Source organism: Leisingera aquaemixtae (assembly GCF_001458395.1).
Taxonomy (GTDB): domain Bacteria; phylum Pseudomonadota; class Alphaproteobacteria; order Rhodobacterales; family Rhodobacteraceae; genus Leisingera; species Leisingera aquaemixtae.
On sequence record NZ_CYSR01000002.1, the window covers coordinates 208,651 to 230,601 of the forward strand.

19 protein-coding genes and 1 tRNA gene are annotated in these 21,951 nt (G+C 65.6%); 5 read left to right on the top strand and 15 right to left on the bottom strand.

The window, feature by feature from the left end:
• Positions 1-9 precede the first annotated feature (9 nt).
• Positions 10-519, top strand: a complete 510-nt coding sequence (locus PHA8399_RS01125; protein ID WP_008553660.1) for a CarD family transcriptional regulator — start codon at positions 10-12, stop codon at positions 517-519.
• Positions 520-586: 67 nt separating this feature from the next.
• Here the strand turns inward: PHA8399_RS01125 and cobS are convergent, their stop codons facing one another.
• A complete protein-coding gene (cobS, locus tag PHA8399_RS01130) occupies positions 587-1,345 on the bottom strand; it encodes an adenosylcobinamide-GDP ribazoletransferase (protein ID WP_058284366.1) in 759 nt (252 codons plus the stop codon).
• Between the two features lie 101 nt (positions 1,346-1,446).
• On the opposite strand from cobS, the gene cobT reads away from it, so the two are divergent.
• Positions 1,447-2,463 carry a nicotinate-nucleotide--dimethylbenzimidazole phosphoribosyltransferase gene (gene cobT, locus PHA8399_RS01135; protein WP_058284367.1) on the top strand — a complete coding sequence of 339 codons (1,017 nt, stop codon included), beginning with the start codon at positions 1,447-1,449 and terminating at the stop codon, positions 2,461-2,463.
• Between the two features lie 50 nt (positions 2,464-2,513).
• Here cobT and PHA8399_RS01140 read toward each other — a convergent pair whose 3' ends face one another.
• The 3 genes from PHA8399_RS01140 to PHA8399_RS01150 all read right to left on the bottom strand — a co-directional run bounded on the left by PHA8399_RS01140 (position 2,514) and on the right by PHA8399_RS01150 (position 6,248).
• Positions 2,514-4,403 carry a monovalent cation:proton antiporter-2 (CPA2) family protein gene (locus PHA8399_RS01140; protein WP_058284368.1) on the bottom strand — a complete coding sequence of 630 codons (1,890 nt, stop codon included), beginning with the start codon at positions 4,401-4,403 and terminating at the stop codon, positions 2,514-2,516.
• Positions 4,404-4,506: 103 nt separating this feature from the next.
• The gene (locus tag PHA8399_RS01145; RefSeq protein WP_058284487.1) at positions 4,507-5,727 is read right to left on the bottom strand and encodes a PAS domain-containing protein; all 1,221 of its coding nucleotides are present in this window, start codon (positions 5,725-5,727) and stop codon (positions 4,507-4,509) included.
• 65 nt (positions 5,728-5,792) lie between these two features.
• Positions 5,793-6,248, bottom strand: coding sequence for an Lrp/AsnC family transcriptional regulator (locus PHA8399_RS01150; RefSeq protein ID WP_058284369.1), 456 nt, complete (start codon positions 6,246-6,248; stop codon positions 5,793-5,795).
• 152 nt (positions 6,249-6,400) lie between these two features.
• On the opposite strand from PHA8399_RS01150, the gene hppD reads away from it, so the two are divergent.
• Entirely contained in the window at positions 6,401-7,501 is a 1,101-nt protein-coding gene (gene hppD, locus PHA8399_RS01155; protein WP_058284370.1) for a 4-hydroxyphenylpyruvate dioxygenase, read from the top strand.
• Positions 7,502-7,643: 142 nt separating this feature from the next.
• Here hppD and PHA8399_RS01160 read toward each other — a convergent pair whose 3' ends face one another.
• A complete protein-coding gene (locus tag PHA8399_RS01160; RefSeq protein WP_244270124.1) occupies positions 7,644-10,196 on the bottom strand; it encodes a hypothetical protein in 2,553 nt (850 codons plus the stop codon).
• A gap of 177 nt (positions 10,197-10,373) precedes the next feature.
• Here PHA8399_RS01160 and PHA8399_RS01165 point away from each other — a divergent pair, with 177 nt between their 5' ends.
• Positions 10,374-11,105 carry an SIMPL domain-containing protein gene (locus tag PHA8399_RS01165; RefSeq protein WP_058284371.1) on the top strand — a complete coding sequence of 244 codons (732 nt, stop codon included), beginning with the start codon at positions 10,374-10,376 and terminating at the stop codon, positions 11,103-11,105.
• A 52-nt stretch (positions 11,106-11,157) separates the two neighbouring features.
• On the opposite strand, the gene PHA8399_RS01170 is transcribed toward PHA8399_RS01165, so the two are convergent.
• From PHA8399_RS01170 to PHA8399_RS01195, 6 genes are all read right to left on the bottom strand, one after another.
• Positions 11,158-12,450 carry an O-acetylhomoserine aminocarboxypropyltransferase/cysteine synthase family protein gene (locus PHA8399_RS01170; RefSeq protein WP_058284372.1) on the bottom strand — a complete coding sequence of 431 codons (1,293 nt, stop codon included), beginning with the start codon at positions 12,448-12,450 and terminating at the stop codon, positions 11,158-11,160.
• A gap of 630 nt (positions 12,451-13,080) precedes the next feature.
• The gene (locus PHA8399_RS01175) at positions 13,081-14,994 is read right to left on the bottom strand and encodes a hypothetical protein (protein ID WP_058284373.1); all 1,914 of its coding nucleotides are present in this window, start codon (positions 14,992-14,994) and stop codon (positions 13,081-13,083) included.
• A gap of 153 nt (positions 14,995-15,147) precedes the next feature.
• A complete protein-coding gene (locus PHA8399_RS21755; RefSeq protein ID WP_280137376.1) occupies positions 15,148-15,297 on the bottom strand; it encodes a M48 metallopeptidase family protein in 150 nt (49 codons plus the stop codon).
• Positions 15,298-15,572: 275 nt separating this feature from the next.
• Positions 15,573-16,751, bottom strand: a complete 1,179-nt coding sequence (locus PHA8399_RS01185; RefSeq protein WP_058284375.1) for a DUF6538 domain-containing protein — start codon at positions 16,749-16,751, stop codon at positions 15,573-15,575.
• 61 nt (positions 16,752-16,812) lie between these two features.
• A tRNA-Thr gene (locus tag PHA8399_RS01190) sits at positions 16,813-16,888 on the bottom strand.
• A gap of 210 nt (positions 16,889-17,098) precedes the next feature.
• The gene (locus PHA8399_RS01195; RefSeq protein ID WP_058284376.1) at positions 17,099-17,617 is read right to left on the bottom strand and encodes a hypothetical protein; all 519 of its coding nucleotides are present in this window, start codon (positions 17,615-17,617) and stop codon (positions 17,099-17,101) included.
• A gap of 168 nt (positions 17,618-17,785) precedes the next feature.
• Here PHA8399_RS01195 and PHA8399_RS01200 point away from each other — a divergent pair, with 168 nt between their 5' ends.
• On the top strand, positions 17,786-18,775 hold the full coding sequence (locus PHA8399_RS01200; protein WP_058284377.1) for a GT-B fold glycosyltransferase domain-containing protein: 990 nt from the start codon (positions 17,786-17,788) through the stop codon (positions 18,773-18,775).
• A 148-nt stretch (positions 18,776-18,923) separates the two neighbouring features.
• Here PHA8399_RS01200 and thiD read toward each other — a convergent pair whose 3' ends face one another.
• The 4 genes from thiD to PHA8399_RS01220 are packed head-to-tail and all read right to left on the bottom strand — an operon-like array spanning position 18,924 to position 21,950.
• Positions 18,924-19,628, bottom strand: coding sequence for a bifunctional hydroxymethylpyrimidine kinase/phosphomethylpyrimidine kinase (gene thiD / locus PHA8399_RS01205; protein WP_058284378.1), 705 nt, complete (start codon positions 19,626-19,628; stop codon positions 18,924-18,926).
• On the bottom strand, positions 19,625-20,593 hold the full coding sequence (locus tag PHA8399_RS01210) for a HesA/MoeB/ThiF family protein (protein WP_058284379.1): 969 nt from the start codon (positions 20,591-20,593) through the stop codon (positions 19,625-19,627). Before PHA8399_RS01210 ends, thiD begins: the two co-directional genes overlap by 4 nt.
• Positions 20,590-21,183, bottom strand: coding sequence for a thiamine phosphate synthase (locus PHA8399_RS01215; RefSeq protein ID WP_058284489.1), 594 nt, complete (start codon positions 21,181-21,183; stop codon positions 20,590-20,592). The genes PHA8399_RS01210 and PHA8399_RS01215 overlap by 4 nt, the downstream gene beginning before the upstream one ends.
• Positions 21,183-21,950: a thiazole synthase gene (locus PHA8399_RS01220; RefSeq protein ID WP_058284380.1), complete on the bottom strand. Its 768-nt coding sequence runs from the start codon at positions 21,948-21,950 to the stop codon at positions 21,183-21,185. The genes PHA8399_RS01215 and PHA8399_RS01220 overlap by 1 nt, the downstream gene beginning before the upstream one ends.
• Between the last annotated feature and the right edge of the window lies 1 nt (position 21,951).

The following is a 21,951-nucleotide window of genomic DNA, read 5'->3' on the forward strand; positions in this document are numbered from 1 at the left end:
AAAACCTGTATGACCAAGTCGAAGAAGCTCGAATTCCGCCCCGATGATTACGTGGTTTACCCGGCGCATGGCGTTGGCCAGATCATCTCGATCGAGGAGCAGGAAGTGGCCGGCTTTGCGCTGGAGCTTTTCGTGATCACTTTTGAGAAGGACAAGATGACCCTGCGGGTGCCGACCAACAAGGCGACCGAAGTGGGGATGCGTTCGCTGAGCTCGCCCGATGTGATCGAGCAGGCGATGAAGACGCTCAAGGGCAAGGCCAAGGTGAAGCGCGCGATGTGGTCGCGCCGCGCCCAGGAGTATGAGCAGAAGATCAACTCCGGCGACCTGATCTCGATCGCCGAAGTGGTCCGCGACCTGCATCGCACGGACGATCAGCGCGAGCAGAGCTACTCCGAGCGCCAGCTGTATGAGGCCGCGCTGGAGCGCCTGACCCGCGAAGTGGCCGCCGTCTCCGGCAATGATGAGATCGCCGCCGCCAAGCAGGTGGATGAGGTTCTGACCTCCCGTGCTGCCTGATCAGCCCGATCCCAAGACAAAAGGGCCGTGCCTGCGAGGGCGCGGCCCTTTTTTTTACCCGTCCGGCTCAGCTGCAGATGACGAGCAACGCGAGCAGCCCCGCAATTTCCGCCACCTGCTGCGCCGCGCCCAGAATGTCGCCGGTCTGGCCGCCGATCTTGGCCCTGGCCAGCGCGCCCAGCCCCATAGCGGCTGCACCCATTGCCAGGGCGGTGCCAAAGGCCGCCGCGCCAATCAGCGGCAATGACAGGAATACTGCAAGCCCTGCGGCCAGAAGGCAGGGCAGAGCGCGGGGGCGTCCCACGGTTTGCGACAGCCCCGCCGAGCGCGCATTGGGCAGCGCCGCCATCAGCGCGGGCATCACCGCCCGGCTCATCATCGCCAGCGCCAGCAGCGGCCAGGGTCCTGCAACCTGCAGCAAGGCGGCCAGCGCGGTCCAGCGCAGGCCGAACCCCAGGATCAGCGCGATCACCCCGTAGGCCCCGGTGCGGCTGTCCTTCATGATCTCCAGCCGCCGCTCGCGGTTGAAGCCGCCCCACAGCCCGTCGGCGGTATCGGCCAGCCCGTCCTCATGCATGGCACCGGTCAGCAGCACCTGAACCGCCAGCGCCAGCCCGGCGGCCACCGCGGGCGGCAGGCCCGCCGCCAGCGCCAGCGCGGCCAGCAGTGCTGCGGGCAGGGCCACCGCCAGCCCGGCCAGCGGAAATGCCCAGACCGCCTTGGCCTGACGCTCAAACGCTTGCGGCGGCAGATGCGGCAGCGGCAGCCGGGTCAGCAGCACCAGCGCCAGAAGCACGTCATTTGCCTGGATGTCGTTTTTTCGCATTTACGGGCCTATTGCGGGGCTTGCGGCACTGCCGCCAGCGGTTAAACAGATTGCCAACCGCTTTATCCGCGTCACCCGCTCAGATGCAACGAGGCTTTCACATGCTGCCACAGCTTTCCTCCCTTGATGATTTCCGCGCCGCACTGGCTGCAGCGCCGGCCCAGGACCAGGCCGCGCTGCAGGGCGCTGCCGCCCGCAACAGCCAGCTGACCAAACCGCCGGGCGCGCTGGGGCGGCTGGAAGACCTGGCGATCTGGTACGGCGGCTGGCGCGGCAGCGACCGGCCCGAAATCGCCGCGCCGCAGGTGATCGTCTTTGCCGGCAATCACGGCGTGACAGCGCAAGGCGTTTCGGCCTTTCCGCCGGAGGTTACCGCGCAGATGGTTATCAACTTCCAGCACGGCGGCGCCGCGATCAACCAGCTGGCCAAGCTGGCAGGCGCCCGCATGGATGTGCATGCGCTGGAGCTGGACCGCCCGGCCGGCGATTTCACCCAAGGCCCGGCCATGACCCAGGATGAGCTGCTGGCCGCCCTGCGGACGGGCTGGACCGCAGTGGACCCCATCGCCGACCTGCTGGTGGTTGGCGAGATGGGCATCGGCAACACCACCCCGGCGGCGGCGCTGGCCTGTGCCCTGTTCGGCGGAGACGCGGCTGACTGGACCGGCCGCGGCACCGGCGTGGATGATGCCGGTCTTGCCAACAAGACCCGGGTGGTGGCCGAAGGCGTGGCGCTGCACAAAGACGCCATCCGGGATGGGCTGGATGCGCTGGCCTGCCTCGGCGGGCGCGAGATTGCCGCCATGGCCGGCGCCATTGCCGCGGCCCGGGTGCTGCGCATCCCGGTGATCCTGGACGGCTTCATCTGCTGCGCCGCCGCCGCCTGCCTGCTGCAAACCGCAGACGGGGCGCTGGACCACGCCTTGGCGGGCCACCAAAGCGCCGAGGGCGCCCATCCGGTGCTGCTCGGCAAACTGGGCAAGCAGCCGCTCTTGTCGCTGGGTCTGCGGCTGGGCGAGGCCTCCGGCGCGGCGCTGGCGATCCAGGTGCTGAAAGGCGCGATTGCCTGTCACAGCGGTATGGCAACCTTTGCCGAGGCGGGGGTCTCGGACGGCTGAGCGTCTGTCTCAGTTGCTAAAACGAAGCCCCGGCCTGCGCCGGGGCTTTTTTATTCGGCGGCCTCGGAGGATTTCTTCCGCTTGCGCTCTGCCATTTCGAAAATCGCGCTTTCGAGGGCCTTTTCCAGTTCCCGCGCCCGTTCGATATAGGCGGGGTTCTGGCTGGCCGGGGTGCCGGGGACCCAGTGCTCGGCCAGATCGCGCAGGTTCTGGCGGTCGTGATTGTAGAAAGTCTGCGCCGCCTGCGCCGCCTCGTATTCGGTGAGGCCCACGTTCTCCAGCACGTAGCGGCCCGCCCGGACCGAGCTGTCGAATAGCTCGCGCACGATGTCGTCGGCGCCGGCCTGATAGAGCTCGTAGACGTGGTTGCGGTCCTTGGCGCGGGCGATGATGTGCAGGTCCGGGTAGGCGCGGCGCACATGGGACACCATCTTGACCACCCCTTCGGGATCATCCAGCGCCACGACAAACACCTTGGCCTTGGCAATGCCGGCCGCTTTCAGAAGCTCCGGGCGGGTGGGGTCGCCCAGAAAGCTCTTGACCCCGAAGCGGCGCATCAGCTGCACCGCCTCCATGTCGTGGTCCAGCACCACGGTCTTGAAACCGCTGGCCTGAACCAGCCGGTTGACGATCTGCCCGAAGCGGCCGATGCCCGCGATGATGACCGGGCCTTCCTCGTCGATCTCGTCCGGCTCGTGCTCCTGGCGGGCGTCGGCCATGCGTTTGGACAGGAAGTCATAGAGGATGAACAGCAGCGGCGTGATCAGCATCGACAGGGCAATCACCAGCAGCAGCTTTTCCGACAGGGCCGCCGGGATCACATTCAGCTGGCGCGAGAAGGTGAGCAGCACAAAGCCGAACTCCCCGGCCTGGGCCAGGCTGAGGGTGAACAGCCACAGCCCGCGGCGGCGCAGGCCAAAGGCGCGGCCAACCGCAAACAGCACTGCGCCCTTGGCAAAGATCACCAGCGCGGCCAGTCCGATCAGGTCGGCGGGATCCGCCAGGAGCTGGCGGTAGTCGATGCCTGCGCCGACGGTGATGAAGAACAGCCCCAGCAGAAGCCCCTTGAAGGGGTTGAGGTCGCTTTCCAGTTCATGCCGGAATTCCGAGTTGGCTAGCACCACGCCCGCCAGAAAGGCGCCGAGCGCCGGCGACAGGCCGACCAGCGTCATCAGGAAGGAGATGCCGACCACGATCATCAGCGCCAGCGCGGTGTACATCTCGCGCAGGTTGGAGGCGTGGATGAAGCGGAACAGCGGCCGGGTGAGGTAGATGCCCGCGAGGATGATAAAGGCAATGGCGGCGAGGGTGACCAGCGTCACCGCCCAGCCGGGCAGCCCGTCCACCAGCGACAGGGACCCGTGGCCCGCGCCGTGGCTGTCGCTTTCCAGAATGATGGAGCCATCGCTGGAGAACTGCGGGATTGCATAAGAGCCAAGCAGCGGCAGGAAGGCCAGTATCGGAATCACCGCAATGTCCTGGGTCAGCAGCACCGAAAAGGCCGAGCGGCCGCCGCCGGTGCGCATCAGCCCCTTTTCGGACAGCGTCTGCAGCACGATCGCGGTGGAAGAGAGCGACAGCGCCAGGCCGATGGCCAGGCTGACGTGCCAGGGCTGGCCCATCGCCATGGCTGCCCCCATCAGGGCAAGGGTGGACAGCGAAATCTGCATGCCGCCCAGTCCCAGCAGCTTGTGCCGCATCGCCCACAGCGCGCGCGGCTCCAGCTCCAGCCCGATCAGGAACAGCATCATGACCACGCCGAACTCCGCGAAATGGCGCAGATCCTCGGTTTCGGTGCCGGTCAGGCCAAGCACCGGGCCGATGGCAATGCCCGCCGCCAGGTAGCCCAGCACCGAGCCAAGGCCGAGACGTGCGGCCAGCGGCACCGCGATGACGGCGGCTGCCAGATAAACGGTTGCCTGGTAAAAAAACTCTTCCATACAGAAGGTATCGCAAGCGCGCCGGTACCTTGGCAATGGCTTTGGCAGCTGCGGCACGCTGATAAGGCAATTCGGCGCCTGCCCGGGGGCCGGCGCCGCGGAATTATTGCTCCAGCAGGCGGATTTCTTCGCTGAGCTTGCCGATCCGGTCCAGCCGCCGCGAAATCCGCTCCTGGAAACCGCCGAGCTGGTCGATGATATCGGCCAGGGTTTCGCCAGAATCGGTCAGCCTGGCGCTTTCGATCTTCAGCAGCACCCGGGTCGAGCTGAGGCCGAGGAAATGCCGGTGCATGACCTGGCAGGCGCTGGTGATGCGCTCGGCTTCCTGATCGACTTCCTTCATGCCGTCCTGCGAGCGCTTGACCTGGTCCTTCACCAAATCGCCGAGGATCTTGCGCTCGGCCTCCATGTCGACATTCCCCAGTTCGCGGCGTTCTTTTTGCAGCTGGTTGTCGCATTCGATCAGGATCCGCGCCATGCCTTCGACAAACAGGCTGTTGTTGACGGAGGATTTGATCTTGGCGAAGTTGCTGTTCTTGCCCATCACATGCGCCGCGAACCAGTCCGACATCTCGCGCGACATGGAGCCATAGTTCTGCGACAGCACGGTGACCGGGCCGCCCGACGGCTCAATCCGCGAGGCCAGCACCCGCAGGTTGTGCGGGATCGTGTGCATGGCGTCGAAATCGGCGATCAGACCTTCGGTTTCCTCGACCAGGGTTTCGGCATTGCGCAGCATGCCGGTCAGCTCCCGGATGCGGGCGTGCGGCTGGTTGCTGAGGCCGGTATCGCGGGCGATCAGCTCCTGGCTCAGCGCGTGGGCGGCGAACTGGTGGTAATTCTCGTAGCCGTGACTGCCCAGCCAGTCGAGCAGGTACTGGGCGCTGTCCTCAGGTTTGACCCCCTGGTCTTTCTCGCGCTTGAGCATCTGGGCGTAAAAGGCGCGCACCTCGCCGAACAGTTTGCTGCTGGGCTTGATCCGGGCAGAGAGGTAGCCGTCCTGGCAGGGGACAACCACGGCAAACACCCAGTAGTACAGCCCGTCCTTGGACTTGTTCTTGACATAGGCGCCCATGGGGTCGCCGCGCTGGATCGTGTCCCAGAACAAAGAAAACACGCCCTTGGGCATGTCCGGGTGGCGGATCAGCTTGTGCGGCGCGCCGATCAGCTCCTCCCAGGGGTAGGCGCCCACCCGCCGGAACACATAGTTCCCGGCCTGGATCACGCCGCGGCCGTCAGTCCTGGAGAAGAACACTTCATGGAGGCCAAAGGGAGCCTCGCCGCTGCTTGGGCGCGTTTCAACACGGCGGTCAACAAAAGACACGGCAAATTCCACTTCTGTTTGAGTAGTCGTTGCGTTCGTCTTACGCCCAAACCCTTCCCGAGTAGTTAAGTCGGCAGCGGCGCATCTCGTTTTAATTGTGCCATTACGATCTGGCTCTGGACGCGTGAAACGCCCGGGTGGGGCAGCAGAATTTCGTGAATCAGCGTGTTCAGCGCCTGCAGGTCGGCGCAGTAGACGCGCAGCAGGTAATCGGCCTCGCCGGTCATCGTCCAGGCGGAGGTGATCTGCGGCTGGCTGGCCACCAGCCGGGCGAACCCCTTGGACTGCTCGGGGCCGTGGCTGCCCAGATGCACCTGCACAAATCCCTGCACCGCAAGCCCCAGTTTGGCCGGGTTCAGCCGCGCCGCATAGCCCTCGATATAGCCTTCCGTCTCCAGCCGCTGGCGCCGCCGCCCGGCCTGGCTGGGCGACAGGTTGAGCAGCTCGCCAAGCTGCTGCGCGGTCAGATGCGCGTCTTTTTGCAGCGCCGCGAGAAGTTTCGTGTCTGTCGGATCCAGCATGCGGGATTTCTCCGTTTTTCAGGAAGAATGTGAAAAACCTGCGCATAAAGCAAGCGGCGCGCGCTAAACTACGCGGAAAACCTGTATCGGAAATGCGGTATTCTTGGCGCAAGATTTAATCCTGTCCCCACATCAGATGAAGGAGACGCGCAATGGGTCCGTTCCCCCACAATGCCCCGAAATCCGAGATCACCCCGGAAAACCCCGCTGGCACCGATGGCTTTGAATTTGTTGAATTTGCCAGCCCGGAGCCGCAGGAACTGCGGGACCTGTTCACCCGGATGGGCTATGAGTTGGTCGGCCGCCACAAGCAAAAGCCCGGCGTTGAGCTGTGGCAGCAGGGCGACATCACCTATATCCTGAATGCCGAGGCCGGCAGCTTTGCCGAAAAATTCGTCGCAGAGCATGGCCCCTGTGCCCCGTCGATGGGCTGGCGCGTGGCCGATGCGCAGAAGGCGTTCGAACATGCCGTCGCCATGGGCGCCGAAGCCTATGACGGCGATGACAAGACCATGGACGTGCCCGCGATCAAGGGCATCGGCGGCTCGCTGATCTACTTCATCGACCAGTACTATGAAACCTCGCCCTACAATGAGGAATTCGAGTGGCTGAAGCAGTCCAAGCCGCGCGGCGTCGGCTTCTACTACCTCGATCACCTGACCCACAACGTCTACAAGGGCAACATGGACAAGTGGTTCAAGTTCTACGGCGAGCTGTTCAACTTCAAGGAGATCCGCTTCTTCGACATCGAAGGGAAATACACCGGCCTCCTGAGCCGCGCACTGACCTCGCCCTGCGGCCGTATCCGGATCCCGATCAACGAGGACCGCGGCGAAACCGGGCAGATCGTCTCCTACCTGAAGAAGTACAAGGGCGAGGGCATCCAGCACATCGCCGTCGGCACCGAGAACATCTATGACTCCACCGATGAGATTTCGGAGCGCGGCATCAAGTTCATGCCTGCCCCGCCGGAGAGCTATTACGACCTGAGCCACGAGCGCGTGCAGGGCCATGAAGAGCCGCTGGACCGGATGAAGAAACACGGCATCCTGATCGACGGCGAAGGCGTGGTTGACGGCGGCGAGACCAAGATCCTGCTGCAGATCTTCTCCAAGACCGTGATCGGGCCGATCTTCTTTGAGTTCATCCAGCGCAAGGGCGACGACGGCTTCGGCGAGGGCAACTTCAAGGCGCTGTTTGAATCGATCGAGCGGGAGCAGATCGAAAACGGCGAGATCCAGGCCGCCGAGTAACCGCTGGCGCTTGAGTGACAGGGCCGGGTCCGCACTGCGGGCCCGGCTTTTTCGTGTTCGTCTGCGTGTTCGGGGCCCGGCTGCCTGCAGACCGGGGGCAGGGGGTAGGGGGCAGGGGCAAAATGCCGTCCCGCCCGGATGCTTAGCTGTTGGGCATCTTCAGAGTGCGGTTGCGGCCGCCCTTCTGGTACTGCAGCTGGCTTTCGCCGATGGCAATCACCCGGCCGCCGTCCATGCGGTCGCCGACCCGCACCTTCATGTAGCGGCCCGACGGCAGCCGGACCAGCGCGCGGCGGTCAGAGGCGGTGCCGTAAACCCCGATCAGGTTCAGCTTGCGCAGATTGAGGGCGTTGTTGACCGTGGCGCGGCGGGCGACCGACGCTTCGGTCGGGATGCGCGGCGCGGCAGCAGCGGCAGCGGCGGGCACGGCCGCGGCGGTCTGCACCTGGTTCTGGGCATTGCGGCGGGCGCGGTCCACCAGATTGGCGAAATTCGCAGGCCGCTCGCGCGGCACCGCCGAGGCGGCAATGGCCAGGGCGGTGGCCGCCATCTGCTCTTCCCCGGCCGGTTTCACGCTGGCCGGGCGCTGGCGCGGGCGCAGCGAGGCGAGTTCGGCCCGGCTGAGGCCGCCCAGCCGGGCGCGCTCGGTCTGTTCCTCCAGATCCGCGGGCCGGGCTTTGGGGCGCTTGCGCGACAGCACCTGATTGCGGGCCACCTCTTCGGCCAGGGCTTCGGCGGCCGGGTCGCTGCGCTCCGGTGCGCGCGGCGGCACCTTCTTCGGGCGGCCCAGGTAGACCGTGATGCCGTCGGGGTTGAGTGTGCCTTTGGGGCTGGCCTTGACCAGTCCGCGGGCGTCCAGGTCAAAGTCCGCACCCGCCACGGCGGGGGAGGCAATCGCCGCCAGCCTGTCATCCTCGGCAAAGGACTCCGGCTGCGGCAGCGCCACCGCATCGGCGGCGATGTCCGGCTGGTCAATGGAGGCGGTATAAAGCTCATCAAGGCCAGGCGCAGCGGGGCTGGTTCCAAGATCCGGCGCAACCGGCCATACCCCGGTCGCGGCATAGCGCGCAGCCAAGGCCAGTTCGTCCAGCGGCTCTTGCTGCGGTGCCTGCGCCGGGGCGGCAGGCGCCGGCAAGCCTTCCTCCGTTTCGAAGTCCTCCAGCGCGTCCGGAATTGCCGCGTCAGCCTCAGCGGTCTCGTCAGGCAGCTCCGCGCCATCCGCGGCAGCTTCGTCTTCGGCAGAGGGCTCCTGCCCGCTGTCAAGCACGTCCGCCAGGGCCGCTTCGCCAGTGGGGGCATCCGCGGCAGCGCCAAGGACCTGCACGCCGGGGTCGGGCTGATCCGCCAGCACGCTGACCTGCGGCGCGATGGCGGCATCATCCGCATCCGTGCCGGGCTGCGGCACCACGGCGGCCGGGCTGTCTGCCCCGTCCGGCGGGGGGCTGCCGGGTGCGCCTTCGGGTGCAAGGCCGCTGTTCTCGGCAGGCGTGTCCGAGAAGAAGCCGCTTTCACCGAATACCGCCCAAACTGCGACAGTGGCCATGAACAGCAGCAGCAGGGCCGTCAGGATCACCCCAAGGTAGCGCGGCTTGCCTTTGGCTGCCGGTTTGCCGGCATCCTCCTTGGGCAGCGGGGCCGGAGCTGCGGCAGCTTCACGCAGCGCTGCGGGGGCGGGCGGGATCTTTGGCTGCGGCGCGGCGGCGCCGGCCTGATCCGCGGGCTTGGCCGCAACGGTGGCCCCCAGCGGTTTCGCCGCAAGAGGCGGGGGAACCCGGTCAGGCGCTGGCGCCGGACCCTGAACAGGCGGAGCTGAGGAGTTTGCGGCCGCAGCTTTGCTGCGGATGCTGGAGAACCCGTTGCCCTCCTGCGCGGAGCCGCCGGCTGCCGGTGCCGGCGGCGCAGGCGGAAGGCTGACCGGCGCCTTCGCATCGGCGGGCAGCGCCGGGGCATCCACAGGCGCGTCTTCTTTTGCTGCTTCCGCGTCCGGTTTCTGCGCGGGCGCCTGGGGCGGCTGCGGCGGGTCCAGGCTGGCGGCCGGAGCGGGCGGCTGCTGCTCCGCCGGCTGTTCGGCGGCAGTGTCCGCGGACGGCTCCGGTGTGTCCTCTGCCGGGGCGGGCGGGCTGTCTTCTGCCGCGTCCTCTGCCACTGGCGCCGGCAGCTTGGCCGGGCCGGCAACCTCTACCGCTTCGCTGTCGGGCTCTACCTCGGTGCCGCGGATCGCACGGGTGGTGCCAAAGAACGGCTCGCCCTGAAATCCGCTGTCTTCGGGTGCCGCGACAAAGCTCACCGGGCCAAAGCCATGCTCCACCGCAAAGGTTTCCGCCTCGTCCAGCGTTTCCAGCGCCACGGCGGCAACATGGGTCAGGCTGCCGTCGGCGCTGATGTCAAAGGCCAGCTCGTCCACCGGATAAGGCGTCGCCCCTTCCAGCGCAGCCCTGGCGGCGGCAATCCGCGCCTCTGCCGGCAGCTCACCGGTTTCCAATGTCAGATAGCGGATCTGGTCCTCTGGCAGGATCAGCTTGCTGAACACGCCGTCCGGCGCCAGCCGCAGCGCATCGGCGCGTATGTCCGCCAGCGCAGCAGGCAGATCCCCGGCGTCAAACGGGGTGCTGCCCACGTGCCGCCAGCCGTCTTCGGCGCGATAGAGAAGCGCAATACCATCAGCGGAAAGCGAAAGAGCAAAAGCCGGTTTCATGCCGTGGGTCAAACCATCCAAATCCATACTGCCCGGGGCCGCCCGACGCGCCCGGTGTTTTGCCGCGGACCTTAAAGCAGGAGATTGCCGAGTTAAAGGAAAAGACTTCCGGCGGGGCTTGCGGGCGGCAGTTTGCCGTCCCCATCTAAGGGGCATTCGAAAAAGGAGCTTTTGAAGATGAAAGCAAGGAAACTTCTGGCCGCCGCACTGATGCTGTCGATGGGGGCAGGCGCTGCAGCCGCAAGCGAAGCCGCCGCGCAGCGGCAGATCACGGTCAATGGCGAAAGCACCCTGCAGATGGCGCCGGAACTGGCAACCATCACCCTGGGCGTGACCGAGGAGGCAGAGGAAGCCGCGGCTGCCATGGCGGCTGTGTCCGAGGCGATGGGGGCGGTGATTGCGCAGCTGAAAGACGGCGGCATCGCCGGTGCCGACATGCAGACCCAGCAGATCGCGATGCATCCGGTCTGGTCGCAGGACCGCTCCTACGACAACGGCGGCCGGCGCGAGATCACTGGTTTTCAGGCGTCGAACACGCTGATGGTGCGGGTGCGCGATCTGGACCGTCTGGGGATGGTGCTGGATACAGTGCTGACCGCGGGCGCCAACCAGTTCCAGGGGTTGAGCTTTGGCGTTGAGGATCCCGCCGCGGTCACCGACAGGATCCGCGGCGAGGCGGTCAAGGATGCGATGCGCAAGGCGCAGCAGCTGGCCGAAGCCGCCGGCATGGATCTGGGCCCGGTGCGCACAATCACCGAGAACGGCGGCGGTGGCGGGCCGCGTCCGATGATGGCCATGGACATGGCCCGCAGCGAGGCGATGCCGGTCGAAGCGGGCGAGCTGACCTTCACCCATAATGTCTCGGTGGTGTTCGACATGGCCGAGCCGGGTAGCGCGGCAAGCGAATAACTAAAAAGGCCGGGCAGGGCGCCCGGCCTTTCTCTTTCAGGTAAACCGTGTCTCAGCCGCAGGCCTTGGCCAGCGCCTGGTCCAGGTCGCGGATCAGGTCGTCCGCATCCTCGATGCCGATGGACACGCGCACCACATTCGGGCCCGCGCCTGCCGCTTCCTGCTGCTCCGGCGTCAGCTGCCGGTGGGTGGTGGAGGCGGAGTGGATGATCAGCGAGCGGGTGTCGCCCAGGTTGGCGACGTGGCTGAAAATCTCCAGCGAATCCACCAGTTTGACGCAGGCCTCATAGCCGCCCTTGACGGCAAAGGTAAACAGCCCGCCGGTGCCCTTGGGATAGCAGGCCTGGGCGCGCTCGTAATAGGGCGAGGACGGCAGCCCGGCATAGGTCACATAATCGATCCGGTCGTCTTTCTCCAGCCAGTCGGCCACCTTGCGCGCGTTCTCGCAATGGCGCTGCATCCGCAGGGACAGCGTCTCGACACCCATCAGCGTGTAATGCGCCGCCTGCGGGTTCATCGTCATGCCAAGATCGCGCAGGCCGATGGCGATGCCGTGGAAGGTATAGGCCAGCGGGCCAAAGGTCTCGTGGAACTTGAGGCCGTGATAGGCCGGCTCCTGCGCGGACAGCGAGGGGAACTTGTCATTTGCGGACCAGTCGAACTTGCCGCTGTCGATCACGCAGCCGCCGGTCACGGTGCCGTTGCCGGTCAGGTATTTTGTGGTCGAATGCACCACCAGCGTGGCCCCCTGGGCAATCGGGTTGCACAGATACGGCGTGGCAGAGGTGTTGTCGACGATCAGCGGGATGCCGGCGCCATCGGTGATGTCCGCCAGCGCCCGGATATCGGTCACATAGCCGCCCGGGTTGGCGATGGATTCGCAGAACACCGCGCGGGTGTTTTCGTCGATCGCCGCCTTCACTGCGTCCAGATCGTCGGTGTCGACGAATTTCGCCGACCAGCCGAAGCGCTTGATGGTCTGGCTGAACTGGGTGACGGTGCCGCCATACAGCCGGGTCGAGGCCACCACATTGCAGCCCGGTCCCATCAGCGGGAACAGCGCCATGATCTGCGCCGCATGGCCGGAGGAGCAGCAGACCGCGCCAACGCCGCCCTCCAGCGTCGCCAGCCGCTCCTGCAGCACGGCGACGGTAGGGTTGGTCAGGCGGGAATAGATAAACCCGACCTCCTGCAGGTTGAACAGGGCCGCAGCGTGTTCGGCATCGCGGAAGACATAAGCGGTGGTTTGGTAAATCGGCGTCTGCCGCGCGCCAGTGGCCGGGTCCGGCTTGGCGCCAGCATGAATCTGCAAGGTGTCAAAGCCATAAGACGGGGCATCGGTCATGAGTGGGTCTCCCTGAAAACTCTCCTGCGTCGCGCGCACAACAGCATGGCTGCGGGCAGAAGGCAATCGCGCCAATGCCGCAGCGGAAATGGGGCCGGGCTGCGGTTTGCCCTGCAGTTCACGGACCTCTTAAGACTGGGGGGGCAGCGCGGCAAGCAGGCTCCAGCGCCTGAGTTGCAGCCTGCGATTGCGGGCGGGAAGGCCAGATCCACCGTTCACCGGCATACCTGGGATCCGGCTGCCGGTTCAGCCGGCCTGGCTTTCGGTGCAGATGCTGCAGTCAGAAAGAGTTCCAGCGGCGGCTGCGGCGTTATACGCGCTGCAAAATCCGAAGCAGAAACAAGTGGGTATCTGAAGTGATGGTGCCCCCACACGGTAGTTCTGCTCCCGTTACAGGCACTGCTTCAGCCGGTAGCCCCAGCAAACTAAGGGCTATCCGAGGTTGCGGGTGCAGGTCAACAGGCGCGGCGTGGTCTACGCTGTGGTCTACGGTTCTGTCTCCCTCTTATCTGTGATCCTTCGACCAGTCTCGCTGGCCCTGCGGTGAGCGCGGTCACCCCACTGGGGGGGAACCGCAGTTGCGTATATATGTGTAGGCCGCTCAGATTTCTGACCCCAAAACCTTCCCTGTCATGCCGCCATGCACTCCACTGGTCCGAAGACGACTTGCAGCGCGTCATTGCCGCGTCCACCTCCGACGTTGACCTCCATCAGTCCAAGGCGCTCGATGGCTGCCTCGAAGTTACGGTGTTTGCGGATGCAGCGGTTGAAGTTGGAGCGGTCCTTCTCACCGATGTAGTCCATGATCGCAGAGAACAGGATTGGTTCGCCACATCGCACCCTTCGTTGGCGCTCGACGAACTCGACAGCTTGCTTGACCCGGCCCGATAGCGGCTTGTGACGAGGTCGCCAACTGGTCAGCCGACACCCTGGGAACCATTGCGGCAAAGCCTTGGCCAGCCCATACCGCCGCCCCGCGATGATGTAGGCGCTGCACGGCAGGCATTTGCCCGCATCAAAACCCCGCACCGTTCCTCGCCCTACAGCCTGGATGACCCCGTGCCCCAGCTCTCCCAGCTCAATCTGTTTGACGAGATCGGCGGGCGGGTGGTCAGTCACGGACCGGCCTGCGCTGGCATAAGCCAAGCCAAGAAGCTGGCTGTCGGGAAGATGCAGCAGCCCAGCCAGTACCACATTCGGCACATCCTTGAAGGCGTTGGTCGCCTGATGCGCTCCCCAGTGCAGGAAGCTCACGCGGGAGAAGTCAGCTTTCTTCACGTAACGCCGGATCAGCCCAACCGGGTCAATGCCAGCCTGCGCCTTGTGGTGAACGACCAGCCAGGGTTCATTGGGCTTGGTGTCGATGACGGTGGCAACCTCGCGGGCAAGCTGGTCAGCGTTGCGCCTCCAGCCATCCTTACCGCCCCCTTGGTCCATCAGGTGGATCTGCAGCGGGGCATAGTCCTTGGGTGTCGAACGCAAGCGAACCAGACCGCCGCTGCGGGCCTCCCAGGCGCTATACGTGTGGCGGACCCGTCCTGATGCGTCGAGGACAAGGAGCGGTGTGAAGTCTGCAGGCAGTGCGTCTCGGATGTTGAGCGCGATGACCAGGTTGCTGTGCATACGGGTGATCCGTGCCGTCCGGCCAACCAAAGCCTTGAGCTTGTACAGCAGCCGCCGGAAGCCTTCCCTAGCGGACACATCATCTGTGGCGACCGAGGATAACGCCTCCAACGCCGGTATCCGCAGGAGCTGCCCAGGTGACGACGTGGTCAGATCGAACTGAAGATCCTGGACCTGATCCGCCAGGGCGGGATTGGTCCTGCGCAGTGGGGACAGCATGGCGGCCAGTTCGTCGGCTGACATAGTGATGACCTCACCCGGCTCAATGGTCTCGTCCCAGATCCGCACGGTGCGGGGCTGACCAAGATAGTGGAACTCACTGACCTGCGAGAACACGCGGCCAGCGCAACGCCTTGTCAGCATCTGCTGTGTGGTGAACAGGATCTGCGCCCCGTCATGCTCTGTGGCCGAGAGTTCGCCGACCTCCTCGTCCGAACACAGGACCGCGAAGTCCGCCTCGTTCAGTCCAGCTTCATCGACCAGCCGCCGGATCTCGTCCAACCGGGACAGGCAGACCAAGACACCGACATCAAGATGATCAGGGCTTGCCACGACCCGCCGCAGGAAATGGATCAGCGCTGTGGTCTTGCCCATTCCGGGGTCGAGACTGCTGAGGTGGATGGTGGGGGCGCACGACCCGTCAGCCATATCGCACAAGGTCGCGACGACATCAGCCAGGGCTTCAAGCTGCGGCTCGGTTGCGGTCATGCCTCTGGCTTCGAGCGTGGCTTCGAGATCGGCGAGGACCTGGTCGGACAACGACGACGTGGTCGAACTGGTACAACTATCATCAGCTTCTATGGAAGAATGTACCACCTCAGCTGAAGCATCAGCCACAGGTATCAGCGAAAGTTCAAGCTGGCGGGGGGAAAGGCTTTGCGCCTGGAGTGTCGCCGGTTCGGCTTGTGAAATGAATGTCATGGGGGGCCTCGTCTCATGTGCAAGCCGAGCGCAGCGCTCCGCGTTTGCGGGCACCGTGGTGGCGTTTCGGCTATTCTGATGGTGGGCCTTAATTCCCCGGCCTCGCTGGACGCAGTAACCAATCAGGCAGTCGCCAGTGCAGGTGGCCCGAGGTCAGTCCGCAGTCAAGATCTCGACGAGGTTATCAAGCTGGGTCTTGTCCCCGCGCCAGTCTGGAGCGTGATCGTCCAGCAGCTTCCAGAACTCGGGGCCATGGTCATGGTGCTTCAAATGCGCCAGCTCGTGGATGAGGACGTAGTCAATGCAGGCCCTTGACCGCGCTCACCGCAGGGCCAGCGAGACTGGTCGAAGGATCACAGATAAGAGGGAGACAGAACCGTAGACCACAGCGTAGACCACGCCGCGCCTGTTGACCTGCACCCGCAACCTCGGATAGCCCTTAGTTTGCTGGGGCTACCGGCTGAAGCAGTGCCTGTAACGGGAGCAGAACTACCGTGTGGGGGCACCATCACTTCAGCTAACACATTGGTTTTGCTCCAGCTTTTTTGCACGCGCAAGGAGCCGTAGACCATGTCGGCTCATGTGACAGCTTTCATCCACTTCTGCAGCACCTCGACAGGGTAGCCAGCGCCGTATCCGTGACCCACGCCATCGGTCTGCCAACCGCCGATTTGATCGACGATGTCGGCAGGGCACTCAACAGCACGGAGCCTGTCCCGCATCGAATGGCGGAAGCTGTGCATGGTACAGCCATCGGGTGCCATCTGCTTGATCCACTTGTTCAAGGCAGCGCTGGCCGCGTTCGCGTTTGTCTGGTCCTTCTTGTTGTAGCGCGGGAACAGGAACTTGGTGTCGGCTGCCTGTGCCATCAGGCGTTCGGCTGCCCATCGGGCTTCACCCTCAAGCGGCACAATGCGTTCGCTGCCCTTGGTCTTCAGGCGACGCCATTGATGGGGGCGCACCTGGGCAACAAGCGACCCATCTGGCCTGCGCTCAATGTCTTCCCTTACAATGCCCGCCGCCTCAGCGAGACGCATCCCCGTGTCGGAGACGAGGGCAACGAGCCACCGGATGTCGTCGTCCATCTGGCGACACTGGCGTTGAACCTCACTCAGGGCATCGGCAGGGATCGGGTTGCGATCACTAACCCCGGCCTCTCGGTCGTAGTACACCCCGTTGAACGGGTTGGTCAGGGTCAGTCCAAGCTCGCTTGCGGCAAAGTTGGTGATAGCCCGCACGGTTCCGAAAATACGGGTGATGCTGCTGCCCGCCAGACCTCGTTTGATCAGCGCATCCCTGAACTTGTTGGCATCGGCCTTGGTGTAGGCGTCGAGATGCTTGTCACCACAAGCGTCGATGACATAGCCGCAGGACCTCTCAACTGCCCGGTGAAAGGTATCAGGGCGACCTTGTCCCTTGAGACGCAGATAGATGCCCACCGCTTCGGACAGCTTCACAGAGGCCGAAGAAACCTCCGGCGGCGATGAGCTTGCTACGACACGGCCGTCTCCTTGCAGCCTGAGCATGTGTTTGCCGGGCAGGTCCGCGTCTTTAGAGCGGAGGTGAAACCAGTACTCGTCGAGCTGATCCGCAGCCCTCCTGGCCCGAGCTTCCGCCACGCGAGCGGCCCTTGTTCGCAGAGAATATGCAATCCGAGGGGAGGAATAATGCTTCTTCAGGTCTTTGGGGATGCGGCGGCTGAAGTAGAAGACGCCATCTTTCACGAAGGTGAACGCAGGCGAAATGGTCTCCGACATGGTCTACGGCTCCTTGCACGTGCAAAAAGCTGGAGCAAAACCAATGTGTTAGCTGAAGTGATGGTGCCCCCACACGGACTCGAACCGCGGACCTACTGATTACAAATCAGTTGCTCTACCAGCTGAGCTATAGGGGCACTTAGCTGTGAAACCGCGCTTAACATCCTTCGCGGGTCCCTCGCAAGAGGTCTTTTCAGCAAAAGAACAGGCTTGCGGGCAAGCAGGGCCTCAGCGCGCTTGGCAAGTGCTGAAGGGCCCCGGTCCAAGTGGCTTTTTACAGCCGTGCCGGCATGGCCGGACAGCGGCTGCGCAGCACCCGGCGGACAGGTCAAAAGGCCGGTTCAGACTTACTGCAAGGGCTGGCCGTTGCGCCCGAAGGTCAGGGTTTCGCGGCTCAGGTCGTCGTATGTCACCTCAACAGCAACCTGCTGGATCGAGCCCGGTGGATAGCTGCGGTACGGCATCCCGTCCTCTGCCTTGATCATGTTCGGCAAGCCTTCGTCCAGGTGGCACTCCGGCAGCGGCCAGAGTTCCGGCGCGGCGCCGTTTACCCCCAGCCTGACCTGCGCCAGGCCGCAGCGCCAGGACCACAGGTGGGTGACATACAGCAGGTCCTGGCCGCCGAACTGGCGCACGTGGATCCAGCTGGCCCGGGTTGCGGCCAGTATCGGCTTCACCTCGGCTGCGGTGGTGAACCGGCCGGTGGCCTCCTGCGGCTCCGCCGCCAGCGCGGGGGCGGCCGGCGCAGGCGCAGACAGCGCCGCAGCCTCCGGCGCAGGCGCAGACAGCGCCGCAGCCTCCGGCGCTGCGCCGTCCGGGCCCGGCTGTGCCGATGCCGCGATGATCGTCAGGATCACATCAATCATGTTCTCGCTCCATTTGAGGGCCCGCGCGCTGACACAGGGGCGCCCGAAATTCCCAACGGCCTGTTGCACGGCATCCTGCCGCCTTGTAGCTACCTTAGCAGGCAGGTCTGCCTGCGGCCTTAACAGGCAGTCCTAACCGCCCGGCAGAGACGGAAAACGGGGAAAACAATGGCAAATGCCCCCTTCAACGTGATGATCACCGGCCAGGCGGGCCGGCTGCAGTATGAGGCCGTGCTGTTTGCCGCCTCGCTGCGCCGCTGTTCGCCCGGGTTTACAGGCCGCCTGTTTGTGGCGGTGCCGCAGCCGGGGCCCCGGTGGGACAAGGACCCCAGCATCCGCAATCCGGAGGTGCTGCAGGCGCTGGCGGAACTGGATGCGGAAATCCTGCCGTTTGAGAACCAGGTGTTCGGCGCCGCTTACCCCTATGGCAACAAGATCGAGGCGCTGCAGGCCCTGCCTGAGGGGGAGCCGTTTGTCTTTTTCGACACCGACACACTGATCACCGGCGAGCTGGCGGAGGTGCCGTTTGATTTCTCCCGGCCCTCGGCGTCCCTGCGGGTCGAGGGGACCTGGCCCGAGCCGACGCTGTACGGGCCCGGCTATACCGGCATCTGGCAGTCGCTTTACAGCCGTTTCGGCCTGGATTTCCCGTCCAGCCTCGACCTCAGCCAGCCGGATGAATACTGGAAGCGCTACCTCTATTTCAACGCGGGCTTTTTCTACGGTGCCTGTCCGCGGGCCTTTGGCGCGCGGTTCCTGGCCTATGCGCAGTCGGTCCGGGACGATCCGCCAGCCGAACTGACCGGCCAGAGCCTCGACCCCTGGCTCGACCAGATCGTGCTGCCGCTGGTGATCCACGCCTTCGGCGGCGGCCGCGACGCGCTGCCGCCCGGGTATCTGGATGGCGGGACCAGCTGCCACTACCGGCTGTTTCCGCTGCTTTACGCGCGCGAGAGCGACCGGGTGGTGGAGCTGCTGCACGAAATCACCGCGCCGAACCGGATCAAGAAAGTGCTGAAAGCCTATGAGCCGATCAAGCGCATGGTCTATCAGGGCCGCGGTGCGAAGGTGCGGGCGCTGTTTGACCGCGAAAACCTGCCGCGGCGCGAGCAGGTAATCCGCAACCGGATCAAAAAGGAAGGCTTCTGGATGCGCTGAGGCCGGCGTGTCTTTCTGCTCACTGAAATGCGCGCCACATGCCGCGGGCATATGGCGGCAGCCGGGCCGCCGAGGCATTGGGGAGACGCGCCGGGAAGTTCCGTCCCGAAACCGGCCTCAAAACCATCTGCCAGCGGCCCTTTGCGCTTCAGCGGCGCAGCCAGCGGTGCACGTCTTCTTTGCCGTGGCGGCAGGCTGCTTGCAGGCTGCTGCCCTTGGCCAGATGGCAGGCGATGGCCGTGGCCAAGCTGCAGCCCGTGCCGCGTTTGGACACCGCCAGCCGCGGCGCGGCAAAGGCGAGGGGCGGGCCATCTGGGGTGAACAGCAGGTCGGTGCTTTCCGCCCCGGTGCCATGGCCGCCTTTGACCAGCACCGCGCGCACCCCCAGCGCCAGCAGCGCAGCGGCCTGCGCCTCAGGGCTGCCCGGCACGCCGGACAAAACCTCCAGCTCCGCCAGGTTCGGCGTCACCAGCGCCGCCCGGCGCAGCAGCGCGCCAAAACCGTCCGCCGCCATCAGCGTGCCGCCGGAACTTGCCTTCAGTACCGGGTCCACCACGATGGGCAGCCCCGCGGGCAAAACCGCGCCCAACGCCTCTGCCACTGCGGCGGACCCCAGCATCCCGATCTTCGCCGCACCGGGCCGCGGCGGCGTTGCCAGGGCGGCGCGCGCCTGGTCTGCAGCACTCTGAGCGGGGCAGGGGTGAACGGCCAGCACGGCCTCATTGGTCTGCACCGTCACGGCTGTCACCACCGGGCGCACGGACACCCCCAGCGCTGCCGCCATCGCCGTATCGCGGCTCAGGCCCGCGCCGCCGCTGCTGTCGGTGCCGCCAATCGCCAGGATCCAGGTCATCCGCCGTCCCCTGCGGCCAGCAGCGCCAGGTTCCCGTATCCCGCCTGCCGCAAGTCCTGCGCCGCGCCCCAGGCCCGCAAACCCGTGCGGCAGCACAGCACGATCCGGCCCGCGCGCGGCAGCTCTGCCGCAAGCAGGCCGGCGCGGGCCATCCGGCGGGCCTGCGGCGCAGGCAGGCGCGGGGCTTCGGCGGCCTCGCGCAGCTCGATCACCGTATCGTCAGGGCGGATATGAGACGCCGCAATGAACGGCAGGGCATCCTCCGGCTCCGTGGCATCATCAAAGCGGAACGCGCTGACCTGCAGGTCCTGCAGCCGGAAAATAAACAACTGTCCCCGCGGGGGCGGCTGGTGATTGAGCAGCGCTTTCAGGGCAAGCTGCGCCTGCAGCGCGCCGATTATGCCCACGGCAGGCCCCATCACGCCCGCGCTTGCGCAGGTCGCGGACTGCGCGGGCAGATCCGGGAACACCGCGCGCAAGGACGGCCCGCCGCCGCAGAAGCCCCCGGCATACCCGGACTGTCCCAGCGCCGAGGCGGAGATCAGCGTCTTGCCCTGCTGCCGGCACGTGTCCGAGAGGATGTAGGACACCGCAAAACTGTCCGCGGCATCCACCACCAGATCGGCCTCCGCAACCATCGCAGCGGCATTGGCGGCGTCCAGCGGCTGCACAAGGGCCGTCACTTGCAGATCCGGGTTGGCCGCCAGCAGATGCCGCCGCGCGGCCTCGGCCTTGGGGCGGCCGAGATCGGCCATGGAATAGAGCACCTGCCGGTGCAGGTTGCTCTCCTCCACCACGTCGCCATCCATCACCGTGATACGCCCAACGCCCGCGCCGCCCAGATACTGCAGCACCGGGCAGCCGAGGCCTCCGGCGCCCACCACCAGCACATGCGCCTTGGCAAGGCGTTCCTGACCCCCGGCACCGACTTCGGGCAGGATCATCTGGCGCGCATAGCGGCTCATGTGCGGCAGGCCTCCACCCATTCGCGGGTGCGCGCCTCGGGGTCCTCTGCCAGCTGGATATCGGTCACCACCGCCGCACTGTCGGCCCCCGCGGCAAAGACCCCCGGCAGCCGCTCCGGCGTCAGCCCGCCGATCGCAACCAGGGGGGTGTCTCCCGCCATCCGCTTCCAGCGCGCCACCTGCTCCAGCCCCTGCGGCCCCCATTTCATCTTCTTCAGCAGCGTCGGATAGACCGGCCCCAGCGCGACATAGGCCGGCCCGAAGGACAGCGCGCGCTCCAGCTCTGCCTCATCATGGGTCGACAGCCCGAACCGCACACCGCGGCGGCGCAGCGCGGCAAAGTCTGCGGTGTCCATGTCCTCCTGCCCCAGATGCACGAAATTGCAGTTCAGTTCCAACGCCGCCTGCCAGTAGTCATTGACCACCAGCTGCGCGCCATGCACCGCGCAAAAGTCGCGCGCGCGCGCGATCTGGCGACGGACTTCTGCCTCGGGCTGGTCCTTGATGCGCAGCTGTACCAGCCTAGCCCCCTGCGGCACCAGCAGCTCCAGCCGGCCGACATGGCCGGTGATCAGATAGAACCGTTCCATCATGCAAACTCCGCCAGGCCCAGAACCGGGGTGGAGGGCACCGCCATATCGCGCCGTTCCATCGGATCGGCCTCATACCCAAGGCGTCCGGCCTCAACCGCCAGGGCCATTGCGCGGGCCATCCCGGCAGGGTCGCCCGCCTTGGCCACTGCGGTGTTCAGCAGCACCGCATCCATGCCCAGCTCCATCGCTTGCGCCGCGTCCGAAGGCCGCCCGATCCCGGCATCCACGATCAGCGGCACGTCCGGGAAATGCGCCCGCATCGCCCGCAAGCCATCCGGGGTGCGCAGCCCCTGGCCGGAGCCGATCGGCGCCCCCCAGGGCATCAGCACCTCGCAACCCGCCTCCAGCAGCTTCTCCCCCGCCACCAGATCGTCGGTGGTATAAGGAAAGACCTGGAACCCCTCGGCGCTGAGGATCCGCGACGCCTCCACCAGACCAAACACATCCGGCTGCAGCGTGTCGGAATGGCCGATCACCTCCAGCTTGATCCAGGGCGTATCAAACAGCTCCCGCGCCATACGGGCCGTCGTCACCGCCTCCTGCACCGAATGGCAGCCGGCGGTATTGGGCAGGATCCGGCAGCCGGTCTCCCGCAGGCTGTCCCAGAACCCGGCGCCGGAGCCATCGGCGGTTTCGCGGCGCAAGCTGACGGTGATGATTTCCGTGCCGCTGGATTTCACCGCCGCCGCCAGAACCGCAGGCGAGGGGTATTGCGCCGTCCCCAGCAGCAGACGCGAGGTGATCTCTGTTCCGTAAACGCGCATC

Excerpts from the sequence above, each read along its gene's own strand:
- PHA8399_RS01125 (WP_008553660.1), top strand. The coding sequence starts at position 10 with ATGACCAAGTCGAAGAAGCTCGAATTCCGCCCCGATGATTACGTGGTT.
- cobS (WP_058284366.1), bottom strand. The coding sequence starts at position 1,345 with ATGCGAAAAAACGACATCCAGGCAAATGACGTGCTTCTGGCGCTGGTG.
- cobT (WP_058284367.1), top strand. The coding sequence starts at position 1,447 with ATGCTGCCACAGCTTTCCTCCCTTGATGATTTCCGCGCCGCACTGGCT.
- PHA8399_RS01140 (WP_058284368.1), bottom strand. The coding sequence starts at position 4,403 with ATGGAAGAGTTTTTTTACCAGGCAACCGTTTATCTGGCAGCCGCCGTC.
- PHA8399_RS01150 (WP_058284369.1), bottom strand. The coding sequence starts at position 6,248 with ATGCTGGATCCGACAGACACGAAACTTCTCGCGGCGCTGCAAAAAGAC.
- hppD (WP_058284370.1), top strand. The coding sequence starts at position 6,401 with ATGGGTCCGTTCCCCCACAATGCCCCGAAATCCGAGATCACCCCGGAA.
- PHA8399_RS01160 (WP_244270124.1), bottom strand. The coding sequence starts at position 10,196 with ATGAAACCGGCTTTTGCTCTTTCGCTTTCCGCTGATGGTATTGCGCTT.
- PHA8399_RS01165 (WP_058284371.1), top strand. The coding sequence starts at position 10,374 with ATGAAAGCAAGGAAACTTCTGGCCGCCGCACTGATGCTGTCGATGGGG.
- PHA8399_RS01170 (WP_058284372.1), bottom strand. The coding sequence starts at position 12,450 with ATGACCGATGCCCCGTCTTATGGCTTTGACACCTTGCAGATTCATGCT.
- PHA8399_RS01175 (WP_058284373.1), bottom strand. The coding sequence starts at position 14,994 with ATGACATTCATTTCACAAGCCGAACCGGCGACACTCCAGGCGCAAAGC.
- PHA8399_RS01185 (WP_058284375.1), bottom strand. The coding sequence starts at position 16,751 with ATGTCGGAGACCATTTCGCCTGCGTTCACCTTCGTGAAAGATGGCGTC.
- PHA8399_RS01195 (WP_058284376.1), bottom strand. The coding sequence starts at position 17,617 with ATGATTGATGTGATCCTGACGATCATCGCGGCATCGGCACAGCCGGGC.
- PHA8399_RS01200 (WP_058284377.1), top strand. The coding sequence starts at position 17,786 with ATGGCAAATGCCCCCTTCAACGTGATGATCACCGGCCAGGCGGGCCGG.
- thiD (WP_058284378.1), bottom strand. The coding sequence starts at position 19,628 with ATGACCTGGATCCTGGCGATTGGCGGCACCGACAGCAGCGGCGGCGCG.
- PHA8399_RS01210 (WP_058284379.1), bottom strand. The coding sequence starts at position 20,593 with ATGAGCCGCTATGCGCGCCAGATGATCCTGCCCGAAGTCGGTGCCGGG.
- PHA8399_RS01215 (WP_058284489.1), bottom strand. The coding sequence starts at position 21,183 with ATGGAACGGTTCTATCTGATCACCGGCCATGTCGGCCGGCTGGAGCTG.
- PHA8399_RS01220 (WP_058284380.1), bottom strand. The coding sequence starts at position 21,950 with ATGCGCGTTTACGGAACAGAGATCACCTCGCGTCTGCTGCTGGGGACG.